Source organism: Paenibacillus sp. FSL H7-0942 (assembly GCF_045040715.1).
Classification (GTDB): Bacteria; Bacillota; Bacilli; order Paenibacillales; family Paenibacillaceae; genus Paenibacillus; species Paenibacillus amylolyticus.
The window spans coordinates 4243265-4257219 of record NZ_CP150279.1 but is presented as its reverse complement, the minus strand read 5'-3'; the positions used below and the strand labels follow the sequence as shown (position 1 = coordinate 4257219).

The following is a 13955-nucleotide window of genomic DNA, read 5'->3' as shown; positions in this document are numbered from 1 at the left end:
TTACCTTCGTTAATGCGTCAATAAGCTGAAAGCAGGCAGAATATGGTCTGTTATTCGCTTTGCCGCGAATGGGGTACGGTGATAAACTTCATAAATGTTCATAGTATTTTTGAACGACATAAGAGGAGGAGAAACATGGATGTTCTTAGGCAACTGCAAACCTTTTTTTGGGAAAAGCGAACGTATTTATTTGTATCAATCTTGTTCCTCGCCTTAGCGACCGCACTTGGGTTGGTGTATCCGTACATGCTGAGGATACTGATTGATGACATCATTGTTCCGCGAACTTTTGAAGACGTTCCCATAATTGCCTTGACTGTGTTAGGTGTAGTTATTTTGAAAGCGGGAATGCAGTTTTTACACGGTTTTTATGGAGGACGCTTGGGTAACTTCCTGGCGTACAGACTTCGTAATGCATGTTACGAAAAGCTTCAATTTTTATCCTTCCGTTATTATGATACGGCCAAGACAGGTGATCTGATGTCCCGCCTCACGGGAGATTTGGAAGCCATCCGTAACTTTATCGGATTTGGTTTCGCCCAGATTCTTAACATGGTTTTCATGGTCGTATTTGGCGCAATCATGATGATGACCATGAGTTGGCAGCTTACGTTGTTCACGCTCATATGCATCCCATTACTTGCCTTCGTTGCGCTGAGATTCGAATCCAAAATTCACCCTGCGTTTCAGGAGATGCGGCTGGCGCTCAGTTCACTGACAACAGCGGTACAGGAGAATATTACTGGCGTACGTACGGTAAAATCCTTTGCACGTGAGCCTTATGAAGTGGAGAAATTCTCCATACGTAATGAGCGTTACAAAACAAATCAGATTCATGCCGCAACATTGTGGAGTCGCTATTTTCCGATCATGGAGATTCTTGCTTCGGTGAGTATCGTGCTGTTGCTGGTGATCGGTGGAAGAATGGTTATACAGAAGACGCTGACACTCGGTGAACTCGTTGCCTTTTTCAGTTTGATCTGGTACATAATCGGTCCAATGTGGAACCTTGGGTTCCATATCAACAACTATACGCAATCCAAAGCTTCAGGTGAACGGGTGCTCGAACTGCTCAATACGCCAGTGGACGTGGAAGAAACGCAAGATCCGGTCATTGTGGAGGCAGACCAAGTGAACGGCCATGTGACATTTGAATCCGTTACCTTTGCCTACGGCAACAAAATGCCAGCAGTAACCGATATTAATTTTGACGCTGCACCCGGTTCTGTAATCGGTTTCCTCGGGGGAACAGGGTCAGGTAAATCGACCATCATTCAGCTTCTGATGCGTGCCTATAACGTCAACTCGGGAACGATCAAGCTAGATGGCAAAAACATTAAAGACATAGGTATTCGCAGTTTGCGGAGTCAGATCGCTTCTGTTTTCCAGGAAACATTCCTGTTCTCATCCAGCATTCGCAATAATATTTCCTACGGGCTTAAGAACGTCACCATGGATGAGATCATCCGTGCAGCGAAGCTGGCCAAGGCTCATGACTTCATTATGGAGTTCCCGGACGGATATGACACGGTGGTTGGTGAGCGCGGCATGGGATTATCGGGTGGACAGAAACAGCGGATTGCGATTGCAAGGGCTTTGCTGAAAAATCCAAAAATTCTGGTACTTGATGATGCAACCAGCGCCGTGGACATGGAGACAGAACACGAGATTCAGTCCGGTTTCCAGGAAGTTATGCGCGGCAGAACGACATTTATTATTGCACACCGGATATCTTCACTACGACATGCAGATGAGATTCTGGTGCTCGATGAAGGCCGCGTGGTACAACGTGGCAAACATACCGAACTCATTGAAGTGCCTGGACCATATCAGGATGTTTATAAAATTCAATATGCAGATTATATTGCCCGCGGTAAGCGGGAGGCTGGGGAGCAGGTGAATTCATGAGTGCCGAAACGATAGCAGACAGGCGCGAGGCAAAAGTGGCCTCTGAGAAGAAACTGAATGAACGATTTGTGTATCAGGATGATGAAATTATTGAAAAACCGTTTAACTGGAAAGAATTTGGACGTTTATTTGCATACATGAAACCTTATGCGAAACAACTGTTACCACTCGTTATTCTAATGATGATCTTGGGTACCATTACAAAATTGTCCGTACCTTTTCTGATCAGTCTGGCGATTGACCGTGCCATCGCACCGGCAACGGGGTTGCCAAGCATGACTATGCTTTATCTTATTGCAGGCTCCATATTTGTGTTGTATCTCATCCAGTGGGCTGCCAATACGTACCGGATCAAATTGACAAACATTATCGGACAGCGTGTTATTTATGACCTTCGCTCGGATCTGTTCAAGCATATCCAGAAGCTGTCCTTTAACTTCTTTGACAAAAGACCGGCAGGTTCCGTACTGGTACGTGTTACGAATGATATTAACTCCCTTCAGGATCTATTCACTAACGGTGCAGTTAACGTCATGATCGACTGCGTACAGTTGCTCGGGATCATTGTGATCTTGCTGTTGATTAACTGGAAACTGGGTCTTGCCGTGATCATTACGGTGCCAATCATGTTTATCATCTCGACCAAACTGCGGGTGCTGATCCGTCGGGCTTGGCAGGATGTGCGCATGAAGAACTCTCGGATAAACTCCCACTTGAATGAATCCATTCAGGGGATTCGAGTGACTCAGGCTTACACACAGGAAAAAGAGAACATGAAATATTTTGACAACATGAACCTGTCCAGCAAAAAGTCATGGGATAGAGCATCAGCGATGAACCAGGGCTTTGGACCGCTGATTGAGATTACCGGCGGATTCGGTACGTTAATCCTTTTCTGGTTTGGTGCTTACCTGATTCAGGAAGGTCAGTTGACCGTGGGATTACTTGTCGCTTTTGCCAACTATGTCGGCAACTTCTGGGACCCAATCAACCGTCTGGGACAGATGTACAATCAGTTGCTGGTTGCAATGGCATCATCGGAGCGTATCTTCGAATTCATGGATGAAAAACCAAGTATTGCGGATAAACCAGGTGCCAAGCCACTTCCTTCTATTAAAGGAGATATCGCATTCGAAAATGTGGTGTTCGAATACGAGAAGGGCAGACAGGCGCTAAAAGGGATCAGCTTCTCAGCGGCTGCGGGACAATCGATTGCACTTGTTGGTCATACGGGCTCAGGTAAAAGTACGATCATCAATCTGATCAGTCGTTTCTATGATATATCCGGCGGACGTCTCACCATTGACGGACAGGATGTGCGGGATGTAACGGTAGAGAGTTTACGCAGCCAGATCAGCATTGTATTACAGGATACCTTCATCTTCTCGGGTACGATTCGTGACAATATTCGATTTGGACGACTGGACGCAACGAATGAAGAGGTGGAGGACGCAGCCAAAGCAGTCAATGCACATGAGTTCATCATGAAGCTGCCTGGCGGATATGATACTGAAGTAGAGGAACGCGGGAACGTATTATCCATGGGACAGCGACAACTGTTATCCTTTGCCCGTGCGCTGCTTGCTGATCCACGCATACTGATCCTGGATGAAGCTACAGCCAGTATTGACACGGAGACAGAGCTTAAAATCCAGGAAGCGTTGAAGGTGCTGTTGCAGGGAAGAACGTCCTTTATGGTCGCTCACCGTCTCTCAACCATCCGGAATGCAGATAACATTATCGTCCTGGATCATGGTGAAATTAAAGAAGAGGGTAACCATGAGCAGCTTATCCAAAAACAAGGCGTGTATAATGGATTAATTGAAGCTCAATACAGATTTTTGTGATGAAACCTTCGGACGCCTGTGAAGCGTCTGAACACATATGAACTTATAACACTCTGGCGTTCTATAGCCTGATCTTTCAATAATAAGCGCATCTTATTCATTGAAGACAGGTTGGAGGATAGCCGGAGTGTTTTTTTTATTCGTTAGTGTGGTATGTTATATTTTTGAAGAATGAAATCAATACAATCGTTCATGGCTGGAGGGAGATCAATGCAGATGGACAACAACGAAATAAATTCAAAGCATTTGGATCACCTGGATCATATGAATTTTAGGCTCCTTCACGTGAATTATACAAGTGATCCTGCGACGGAGTGGCTTCTGAGGAAACACTTCATTGAAACATACATGTTATTATTTGTAGCCAGTGGGCAAGGGTGGTTAAAGATAGATGGCAGTTTCATCGAATTGAAGGCGGGCGGACTGTATGTAGGCTTCCCGGGGCAACTGGTTGAGGCAAATGTGCATTCGTTGGATGAAAGAGGCGTGTATCACATGAGTTTTGATGTCATGTACGCACTGGAGCAGGAGGGTGGAACAGCCCTTGAAATGATGAAGCAACTTTTACGTAATGAAGTAAATGGCGAGGTCAGCTCATCTTCACCCGTTGCTGTTGGCGTGATCTGTCAGATGATTTACCACCACACGTTGAAGAAGGATGGTTTGCAAAGGTACTATGGTCAGATTCGTTTTCAGGAACTGTTGTATACCATGTTTTACGACGTGGCCTTTACCGAAAAGACGGACCTGGCTTCACCAATTGAACATGTCAAAGGCTACATGGAGCAGAATTATTCGAAGAGATTAACCATTGAGGAATTAGCAAATGTGGCACGAATGAGCCCTCGACATTTCATGCGTTTATTCAAGAAAAGGTATGGTTACAGTCCAGTGGACTATCTAACGCTATACCGAATTAAACAAGCCCAGATCTTAATGAGAAATGATCACAGTTATCGACTCAAGGATGTGGCATCGTACGTGGGTTATCAGGATGAGACGTATTTCCGGCGTAAATTCAAGCAAATCTCTGGCATTCCACCAGCAGCGTTTATACGTAATAGCAAACAAAAAATTGCTGCAGTTCATTCTGTGAGCATTGGTATACTGCTTGCATTGCAGATCATTCCCTGTGCCGCGCCGGCAAGTCATCCATGGACATACTATTACCGACGTAAATATGAAACGGACAAAGTTATGCCACTCGCAGAGAGTGAGACCACTTGGCTGGAACAGCTTCGATTAGTTAAACCTGATTATATTATTACGATTGGGACGGAGTCTGAGGATTTGCAAAGTCAGCTTCAATCCATTGCTCCTGTGTGTGACCTCCCTTGGGGAAAAGGCGATTGGAGAGAACATTTGAGATATGTTGCAAGCTTTTTGGACAGGTCTGATATTGCAGAGGTGTGGCTTCAAAGATATGAAGAGAAGGCAACGACCATAAAGGATCAGCTTGAGGATTTCATACGAAAAGACAGATTAGTTGTACTCAAAGTTTATGGTGAAGCGTTGCAGATGTTAGGCCCAAGGAGCATTGCTTCCGTTTTTTACGTTGATATGCAAATGGAGGGTCCCGAAGGAGTTGAGACTTATTGGGAACGGGGCACAGTAACCATTAAGGAGTTATCTGTTCTCAACGTGGAAAGAATATTATTGATTGTGGGTGATGATGAGACATCCAGGCAGACATGGTCTGCTGTACGTAAGTCTGAAGAATGGCTTGAGTTGTTAGCGGTACAGAATGGCAGAATGGATATGCTTTTGTCGAGCGTCCTGCTGGACTACACTGCGTTTACTCATGAGCTTATGTTGGATGAAATATTAAAGTTATGGCAAGATCGTCCATAGCAAAAAGTCTGAATAGTCAATATCATACCTGAACATATTTTAATATACTTACTCCTATATCAAATGATAATGATAATTATTATTAATTAGACGTTGTCATAACTAAATGCCATATAGGGGGTACATAAAGAATGAGATTCAGATGGTTAACGGTACTATGCACCATTATGTTGGTGCTCATTATTGCGGCTTGCGGTACAGCGGGGAAAGATGAGGCCACGAGCGAAGGTCAGAAGACTGGTTCTGCCAATACATCCACAACAGAAACAAGTCAGGTAAAAAAAGTGACGACAAAGATGGGAGAAATTGAAATCCCGGTAGAACCACAAAGAGTAGTGGGTCTGTCCCTTGTATATCCGGAGTTTTTGTATGCACTTGGCATCGTACCTGTTGCTGTGCAGAACTATCACGAGGATCATCCTTCTTATTTGGAAGAGCCATTCGCGAATACCATGAAAATGGGCATCGCACGAACGCCGAATTTTGAAGCGGTTATGGAGACAATGCCTGATTTGATTATAGCTCCTGACTGGTGGTCCGAAAAGGATTATGATCAGCTTTCTCTGATTGCACCGACTGTACTTCTTCCACAACGTGATGATTGGCGGGACGAATTGCGTGATATTGCCAAAATTCTGGACAAAGAAGAACAGGCAGAAAAGGTTATTGAAGATTTGGTAGCGAAGGAAAAAGTTGCAGCCGACAAATTAAACGAGATGATCGGAGAAGAAACAGTTCTCTATATTCGAGTCATGGAAAAAGAAATCGTCCTTCACGGGGAGAACCTTGACCGTGGAAACTTCGTGCACAAGCGTCTGGGTATGAATCCGCTCCCGAATTTCCCGAAAGATCAAGTTGCCATGTCCGTATCCATGGAAGTGTTGCCTGAATACGATGCAGATCACTTGATCGTTCAACTGGATGACGATAAGAATCCTGAAATTAAGAAGAAATTTGAAGAGATGTTGGCAACTTCACTATGGAAAAATCTGAAAGCAGTCAAAAATGATCATGTGTACATGGTTGGTGGTAAAGAATGGCTCAATCTGGGGATGTCTCCACTGGCTGATCAGTATGTTATTGATGACATTGTAGCTGTTTTTGAAGAGAAAAATAAATAAGGCAAACGGTTCATGTTACACATATCTCTAAATTCACTACTAAATAACAGGATGTGTCCAAAATGAATGAAGAAGATATCTATGATGTAACCATCATTGGAGGCGGACCGGCAGGATTATATGCGGCCTTTTATGCCGGGATGCGTGATATGAGAGTTAAGATCATTGACGGCAAAGACCAACTTGGTGGTTTTCTGCATACCTATTCCGAAAAAACTATTTGGGATGTGGGTGGCCTGCCACCAATGAAGTGTTCAAAGTTGATTGAGTATCTGGTTCAGCAGGCGAATACCTTTAATCCAACGGTTGAATTGAATTGCATAGTAGATCGGTTCGCTCGACTGGACAACGATATTTTGGCTCTGTATACTGCTGAAGGCGACATACACTATACGCGTACAATCATTGTCGCAGTAGGCCGCGGTATCGCAGAAATTCAGAAATTGGAGCTTCAGGAGCCGATTCAATATGAGCATGAGAATCTTCATTACACCGTGCAAAATCCAGAACATTTTTCCGGGAAGCGTGTGCTCATTTCAGGAGGAGGCAACAGTGCAGTAGATTGGGCAATTGAACTTGCTCAACTTGCACGGAGCGTAGTGGTCGTCCACCGAAAAAATGAGTTTCGTGCAATGGAACGCAATGTTAGCGAGATGAACAATGTAACGGATGTCAGAACACCATATAGCATCACACGGCTTCATAATCATGGTGAACGTATCCATCAGGTTGTAATTACGCATATGGAGAGTCAGGAAAATGTATTGTTAGATGTGGATGAAGTCGTAGTTAGTCATGGATATAAAAGCAATTTAAGTGATCTTGCCAGTTGTGGCTTAGAAATGGACGATGGAATGGTTCTAATGAGCCAACATGCGAATACGAACCTCCCGGGTATTTTTGCTGCAGGGGATTGTGCAACTCACGATAGCAAAGTCAGACTTATTGCCGGAGCCTTCAACGATGCGATTTTAGCTGTAAATAGTGCGAAACAATATATGACGCCAGACGCACCCAAAATGGCCTATGTTTCTTCCCATAATGAAATCTTCAGAGAAAAAAATCGACAAATCCCAAGTCTTTAAACTTGGGATTTGTTTGCGTATTTCGATTCGTTGGAGTATTAAAATCTGCTCTTTTAACATTTCCTTAATTTTGGGAGGAATGGAAGGAGTATCGAATCTGTGAGCAGTAATTGTAAAATTTGATCGAAAAAACACAAAAAATCTTGTAGAATTCACAAGAAAAATAGGGAGCACTCTTGCAATCTTTAACCAAAACCCCGAAAATAGAGAGACAGATATAGAAGATTTCTCTTTGGGAGGATTGGAAAGAACATGTGGGGTGCTCCTTTTACGGCTCAAGCCAAAAAAATGCTGCTACTAGGCAGTGGAGAATTGGGAAAAGAGGTCGTTATTGAGGCCCAACGACTGGGAGTAGAGACGATCGCTGTTGATCGTTATGAGAACGCACCTGCAATGCAGGTCGCGCACCGGTCTTACTGCATCGACATGCTGGATGCCGAAGCTTTGAAACAATTGATCCGTAAAGAAAAACCTCATTACATCGTACCTGAGATTGAAGCTATTGCAACAGAAGCTTTACTGGAGCTTGAGGAAGAGGGATTTTGTGTAGTACCTACTGCCCGAGCTGCACGTCTAACGATGGATCGCGAAGGCATCCGTCGGCTTGCAGCCGAACAATTGAAACTTCCGACAGCTGATTACCTTTTTGCGGACAACCTGAAACAACTTCAGGAAGCCGTACGTGAGCTTGGCACACCTTGTGTCATTAAACCATTGATGAGTTCTTCCGGCAAAGGGCAGAGTGTATGCCGAACACCGGGCGACGTGGAGGATTGCTGGAACATTGCTCTCTCGGGGGCTCGTGGCAAATCCGTTCGTGTTATCGTGGAGAGCTTTGTGCAATTTGACAGTGAGATTACATTACTCACCGTTAGGTCTGTATCAGGCACCGTATTTTGTCCTCCGATTGGCCATATTCAGAAGGATGGGGATTATGTCGAATCCTGGCAGCCTCATGCAATGACTCCTGAGCAATGGCAGCAAGCTTGTCATATTGCCAAATCCGTCACAGATGAACTTGGCGGGTATGGACTGTTTGGAGTGGAATTGTTCCTCACATCGGATGGTGTTGTGTTCAGCGAGGTATCTCCTCGTCCACATGACACAGGTATGGTTACAATGGTGACGCAAGACAGTTCCGAGTTTGCGCTGCATGTGCGTGCAATTCTTGGTTTTCCGGTCACAGGTGTACATCTGTTGACACCGGGAGCTTCAGCAACGCTGAAGGCTAATGATGAAGCATCTGACTTTACTGTAGGCGGGATTGAAGAAGCACTGGCTCTTCCTCGTACTCAGATTCGTGTATTTGGCAAACCTGAGACCAAAGTAGGACGCCGAATGGCTGTAGCCTTAAGTGCTGGTCAAGATGTGGAAGAAGCTCGTAAAACAGCGGTGCAAGCCGCTAATATGCTGAAAGTGGAGGTAAATCATGTCCAATAATGTTGAGGCCCCTGTACTGATGATCCGAGAGTGTGAGCTACGAGATGCTGAAGCGGTAACGGGACTGATGCGAGAGGTCAGCTATCCGACAACAACCAATGTCATGAAAGAACGTATTGAATGTTTGGAAACCAATCCAAACGCATGCATGCTTGTTGCCGAAGTGGATGAACAAATTATTGGTGTGATTGGCTTGCAATGTGTGCAAAGTCATGCCTATCCAGAACCTGCCGCACAAATTACTTCCCTGATTGTAGGTCAAGAACATCGTGGTGGTGGGATTGCCCGTCGTCTGATGGCTCGTGCCGAAGATTGGGGCAGACAGCAAGGTGGTAAACAACTGTTTGTCACGGGTGCAAACCGTGAAGTGACTTCAACAACGTACTCTTTTTATGAGCACATTGGTTTTCAGAAGAGAGGGTATCGGTTCAGTAAAGTTCTTCTATAGTACAAATAAAGTTTCTTCTATTGCATGGAAATTCTCATGATATCCTGATCTGCACATTCTTGTGTGGTGAATGATAAATAGATGGTGAAGCGACATTCGACTAGCATTTGTAGTCCGAATGTCTTTTTTTTTTGGCTAAAAAATGACAAAAAAGTTACTTTTCCATATTTTATAGGTTCACAATCTCCTGTTGAATTGATATACTGCTAGAGTATTAATTACAAAGTTGTAATAACTAATCTTAAGGAGATGAATGAATTTGAAAAAGAAATGGATGAAAACTGTCGTAACGAGTAGTCTGACAGCCGTACTGGCCGTAGGGGTAATGCTTCCTGCTTCCGCGTCTGCTGCAGATTCAACATATAAGACTATCACAACGTACAAAATTACAAGCACAGACAGCTTGAAAGCTTACATTGAGAAATGGCTCAAACAAAATGGATACACCGTATCCGAGGGGCAAATTGTAGAGAAACCTGCTACGCAGCCTGATCAAACGACGAAACCTGCTGAGCCGACAACAAAACCAACTCAACCAACAACAAAACCTGCTGAGCCTACAACTAAGCCTGAGCAACCGACTAAACCAACACAACCAGCTCAAGAAGAAAAACCGGAAACTACACCGGCTAAAGATCCTTCAAACACGGGTAACACAGGTAATACAGGTAACAATACAAGTAATAATGGTAGCGAAAGCACACAATCCGACTTTGCTACTCAAGTTGTAAAACTTGTGAACGCTGAGCGTGCTAAATCAGGTCTGAACGCTCTGACTTCAGATGCACTTCTGGACAAAGTAGCTGTTGCTAAAGTAAAAGATATGAGTAACAATAACTATTTTGATCACCAGTCACCTACGTATGGTTCTCCGTTTGATATGATGAAACAATTCGGAGTAACTTACAGCTATGCAGGTGAGAACATTGCCCAAGGACAAAAAACACCACAGGAAGTGGTTACAGCTTGGATGAATAGTGAAGGTCACCGTGCCAATATTCTGAGCAAAAACTTTACGCATATCGGTGTAGGTTTCTACAACGGATACTGGGCACAAGAGTTTATCGGTAAGTAATCGATTTATAATGAAGAAAGTATGATTTTCTTTTCCACAAGGTTATGCCAGTACACAGTTCATATCTGTGTATGGCATAACCTTTTTTCCGTAAAATGACATATAAAAAATGAATTCTGCGAATGCAGCGCCAAAGTTTGCAAATTAACGACAGAACATTTATGTTATTTAGGAATAGCATCATCAGGGCGTGTCTGAAAACTCCGAAGTAATCGGATTTTCAGACACGCCTTAATGTAAAGTCATTATAAATTATAAAATTATAAAGCACCCGAACTGGTGTACATGAGTGGAGATGTGATGATGAAAAAGAAAAAAAGCCTGGATTCAGCACCCTGGATCTGGAGAACTGTCAGTACAGTATCCATCTTGGCAACTTTGTTGTTGTTATTTGGATTTGGTTACGCCATAAAAGACGTGATTTTCCCCGAGGGAGATTCGGCATTAACTACAGGCCAGGAGGCAACTGCTCCATCTAAGGAGATTGAGGGGGAACCGGCTGTCGTGGAAGATGGCAAGATTCGGATGGCCGTCATCGGTGATTCTCTGGCAAGAGGCACGGGCGATGATGAAGGACTCGGTTTTGTGAGACGTGCAGGGAATCTGCTTAAAGATAAAGGATATGACGTTCAGGTTCTTAATAATCTGGGTGTAAACGGTTTGAGAACAGATGCTTTATTGGGAAAACTCGATGAGCAAGGCGTACGTTACGTCTTACAACAATCCAATTTTATCTTGCTCTCGATCGGCGCAAATGATTTGTTCCAGGGAGGACAAGTTCTACAGGGGGAAGATCCGCCAACAGCAGAGCAGCTGGCAGCGGCTTTGCCGGAAACGTCGAAGCGCCTTCAAGAGATATTGAAGAAAGTAAAAGAAATTAATCCCGATGCGCAGATTGCGTACATAGGGTTGTACAATCCATTTGGCGATGTGAAGGAACTGGAGAAGCCAGGTAATGCAGTGGTGGCTGCATGGAACGATGCTGCACTGGCTATTTTGAACAATGAGGACAAGATGACACTGGTCCCTACATTCGATTTGTTTGAAAATCATCTGGGGGAGTATCTCTCGTCAGATCATTTCCATCCCAACGGACAAGGTTATGAGCAAATTGCAGTTCGGATTGCACAGGAATTCCAGGCAGATACACCGGCAGAAGGGAGCGGAAATTAAATGGCAGAGCAGCAGTATGATTCCGTCCTATCCGTACAGAATCTGAAAAAGCGGATCGGACGCAAATGGATCATTAAGGACGTTACATTTGACGTAAAACCTGGTGAAATCTTCGGATTTCTCGGTCCCAACGGTGCCGGCAAAACAACTACGATACGGATGCTGGTCGATCTGATTAAACCAACAGAAGGAAAAATTAAAGTCTGTGGTTATGATGTGAATCGGGACCCTGAGCGTGCTTTGAAGTATGTAGGCTCCATTGTTGAAAATCCGGAGGTATATACATATCTGACAGGGTGGGAGAACCTGGAGCATTTCGCTCGCATGCAACCAGGTGTGGACAATGAACGAATTCAGGAAGTTGTAGATATTGTGCGTCTGGATCAGCGGATTCACGATAAAGTCAGAACGTACTCATTGGGTATGCGTCAACGGCTCGGTATTGCACAAGCGCTGCTTGGGCGACCGCGTCTGCTTATTCTGGATGAACCGACAAATGGTCTTGATCCAAAAGGGATTAAGGAACTTCGTGTCTTTATTAAGCAACTTGCCAGCGAAGGTATGGCTGTATTTGTCAGCAGTCACTTGTTAAGTGAGATCCAGCTTCTCTGTGACAGAGTAGCCATTATCAGTGCTGGGCGTGTGCTTGCTGTTGGAGGTGTAAGCGAACTGATTGAAGATCATTCGAAGTTGGCTATATGGCATGTTTCACCACTGGAGCAAGGCAAAAAAATGTTGCAGGATGCAGGCATTGCTCTGGTAGGTCGACCTGCGGATGTGATGGATGATACCATTGTTGCGGGCCTTGGTCCCAACGCTGTGGTTGCCGAGATGCACGAAGATCGAATTCCTGATATGGTGCAACAGATGGTTCAAGCTGGTATACAGGTTGAAGGGGTACAGCGGATTCAGCCTACGCTTGAGCAACTATTCTTAAAAATGACAGAAGGTGAATCCATTGAGTAATATCATGCCGCTGATCCGCAATGAAACGATTAAGATGGTGAAGAAAAAACGGCTTTATATTATATTTATTGTACTTGCGGTCCTCGTACCGATGTTTACGTATGCCCAGATGAAATCTGCGGAGAATAATCGCGACAAGTTTGGCGGCGATTGGCGTCTTGAACTGCAACAGGCCATCACAGACAATCAAAATTCGCTCGGTAGCGATCGGGTACCTGAAGAGTACAAAAAATATAGAACCGTATATATCCAGCAGATGCAGTATTATCTTGAGAATGACATCAATCCCAAAGAACCGGGCGGTGTCACCTTTACGCGGGAGTTCATGAACAACGCGGTTGGATTGTTTATTCCACTGTTAATCATGGCTATTGCTTCAGATCTTGTTTCTGGTGAACGTACGACAGGTACGATTAAAATGCTTTTAACGCGTCCGGTTAGACGCTGGAAAGTGCTTTTGAGTAAATTAATTACGCTGATTATGTTTGTTTCGATCATAGTGGTATCAGCCTACATTATATGTTATGTCATATCGGGTGCGGTCTTTGGTTATAAAGGCTTCAACATGCCAATCTTCACAGGATTCAAAGTTGTGGGAACAGATGTCGATATGTCGGCAGTGCATGCTGTAGACCAGTGGCTGTATATGCTTATGCAGGCAGGACTAATCTGGTTTGTGAGTGTAATTGTGGCTATGCTTGCATTTATGGTATCCGTGCTTGTGCGCAGTACTGCTGCAAGTATTGTTATCATGATGGCCGCTTTGATTGCAGGAACAATCTTGACCAGTATGGCAGCGTCCTGGCAGACCGCGAAGTATTTGTTCATGGTTAACCTCGAACTTCCGAATTATTTGTCTGGCGGGTTACCTCCAATCGAGGGTATGAATTTAGGTTTTTCCCTTATTGTGCTTAGTGTTTGGGGCATTGCTTCACTCATTGTGTCATTCCTTGTCTTTACGAAACGGGATATCTTGAATTAAAATGGACAAGGATAAGAAAACATCTGTTTGCATTTTAGGCATTTTTTTAGTTGCAAGTT

Annotated in this window: 11 protein-coding genes; all 11 read left to right on the top strand. The window is 44.2% G+C overall.

Going from position 1 to position 13955, the window contains the following annotated elements:
* Positions 1-135 precede the first annotated feature (135 nt).
* The 11 genes from MHI48_RS18850 to MHI48_RS18800 all read left to right on the top strand — a co-directional run bounded on the left by MHI48_RS18850 (position 136) and on the right by MHI48_RS18800 (position 13896).
* Positions 136-1908 (top strand): ABC transporter ATP-binding protein, encoded by a 1773-nt coding sequence (locus tag MHI48_RS18850; RefSeq protein WP_074095596.1) that lies wholly within the window; start codon positions 136-138, stop codon positions 1906-1908.
* Positions 1905-3755: an ABC transporter ATP-binding protein gene (locus MHI48_RS18845; protein ID WP_036613270.1), complete on the top strand. Its 1851-nt coding sequence runs from the start codon at positions 1905-1907 to the stop codon at positions 3753-3755. Before MHI48_RS18850 ends, MHI48_RS18845 begins: the two co-directional genes overlap by 4 nt.
* 348 nt (positions 3756-4103) lie before the next feature.
* Positions 4104-5606 (top strand): AraC family transcriptional regulator, encoded by a 1503-nt coding sequence (locus MHI48_RS18840; RefSeq protein ID WP_405141440.1) that lies wholly within the window; start codon positions 4104-4106, stop codon positions 5604-5606.
* Between the two features lie 131 nt (positions 5607-5737).
* Positions 5738-6727, top strand: a complete 990-nt coding sequence (locus MHI48_RS18835) for an ABC transporter substrate-binding protein (protein ID WP_405141438.1) — start codon at positions 5738-5740, stop codon at positions 6725-6727.
* 62 nt (positions 6728-6789) lie between these two features.
* The gene (locus MHI48_RS18830) at positions 6790-7812 is read left to right on the top strand and encodes an NAD(P)/FAD-dependent oxidoreductase (RefSeq protein ID WP_405141436.1); all 1023 of its coding nucleotides are present in this window, start codon (positions 6790-6792) and stop codon (positions 7810-7812) included.
* A 252-nt stretch (positions 7813-8064) separates the two neighbouring features.
* Positions 8065-9252 carry a formate-dependent phosphoribosylglycinamide formyltransferase gene (gene purT, locus MHI48_RS18825; RefSeq protein WP_036613281.1) on the top strand — a complete coding sequence of 396 codons (1188 nt, stop codon included), beginning with the start codon at positions 8065-8067 and terminating at the stop codon, positions 9250-9252.
* Positions 9242-9700: a GNAT family N-acetyltransferase gene (locus MHI48_RS18820; RefSeq protein ID WP_036613284.1), complete on the top strand. Its 459-nt coding sequence runs from the start codon at positions 9242-9244 to the stop codon at positions 9698-9700. Before purT ends, MHI48_RS18820 begins: the two co-directional genes overlap by 11 nt.
* A gap of 259 nt (positions 9701-9959) precedes the next feature.
* Positions 9960-10775 carry a CAP domain-containing protein gene (locus MHI48_RS18815; protein ID WP_405141434.1) on the top strand — a complete coding sequence of 272 codons (816 nt, stop codon included), beginning with the start codon at positions 9960-9962 and terminating at the stop codon, positions 10773-10775.
* A gap of 300 nt (positions 10776-11075) precedes the next feature.
* Positions 11076-11948 (top strand): GDSL-type esterase/lipase family protein, encoded by an 873-nt coding sequence (locus MHI48_RS18810; RefSeq protein WP_405141432.1) that lies wholly within the window; start codon positions 11076-11078, stop codon positions 11946-11948.
* Complete coding sequence (locus MHI48_RS18805; protein WP_036613296.1) at positions 11949-12914, top strand: ABC transporter ATP-binding protein; 966 nt, start codon at positions 11949-11951, stop codon at positions 12912-12914. It abuts the gene before it with no gap.
* Positions 12907-13896 carry an ABC transporter permease gene (locus MHI48_RS18800; RefSeq protein ID WP_036613298.1) on the top strand — a complete coding sequence of 330 codons (990 nt, stop codon included), beginning with the start codon at positions 12907-12909 and terminating at the stop codon, positions 13894-13896. The genes MHI48_RS18805 and MHI48_RS18800 overlap by 8 nt, the downstream gene beginning before the upstream one ends.
* The last annotated feature ends 59 nt before the right edge of the window (positions 13897-13955 follow it).

Bases quoted from the DNA above. Each gene is read 5' to 3' on its own strand.
- purT (WP_036613281.1), top strand. From the start codon at position 8,065: ATGTGGGGTGCTCCTTTTACGGCTCAAGCCAAAAAAATGCTGCTACTA.
- MHI48_RS18835 (WP_405141438.1), top strand. From the start codon at position 5,738: ATGAGATTCAGATGGTTAACGGTACTATGCACCATTATGTTGGTGCTC.
- MHI48_RS18805 (WP_036613296.1), top strand. From the start codon at position 11,949: ATGGCAGAGCAGCAGTATGATTCCGTCCTATCCGTACAGAATCTGAAA.
- MHI48_RS18820 (WP_036613284.1), top strand. From the start codon at position 9,242: ATGTCCAATAATGTTGAGGCCCCTGTACTGATGATCCGAGAGTGTGAG.
- MHI48_RS18840 (WP_405141440.1), top strand. From the start codon at position 4,104: ATGTTATTATTTGTAGCCAGTGGGCAAGGGTGGTTAAAGATAGATGGC.
- MHI48_RS18845 (WP_036613270.1), top strand. From the start codon at position 1,905: ATGAGTGCCGAAACGATAGCAGACAGGCGCGAGGCAAAAGTGGCCTCT.
- MHI48_RS18830 (WP_405141436.1), top strand. From the start codon at position 6,790: ATGAATGAAGAAGATATCTATGATGTAACCATCATTGGAGGCGGACCG.
- MHI48_RS18810 (WP_405141432.1), top strand. From the start codon at position 11,076: ATGATGAAAAAGAAAAAAAGCCTGGATTCAGCACCCTGGATCTGGAGA.
- MHI48_RS18850 (WP_074095596.1), top strand. From the start codon at position 136: ATGGATGTTCTTAGGCAACTGCAAACCTTTTTTTGGGAAAAGCGAACG.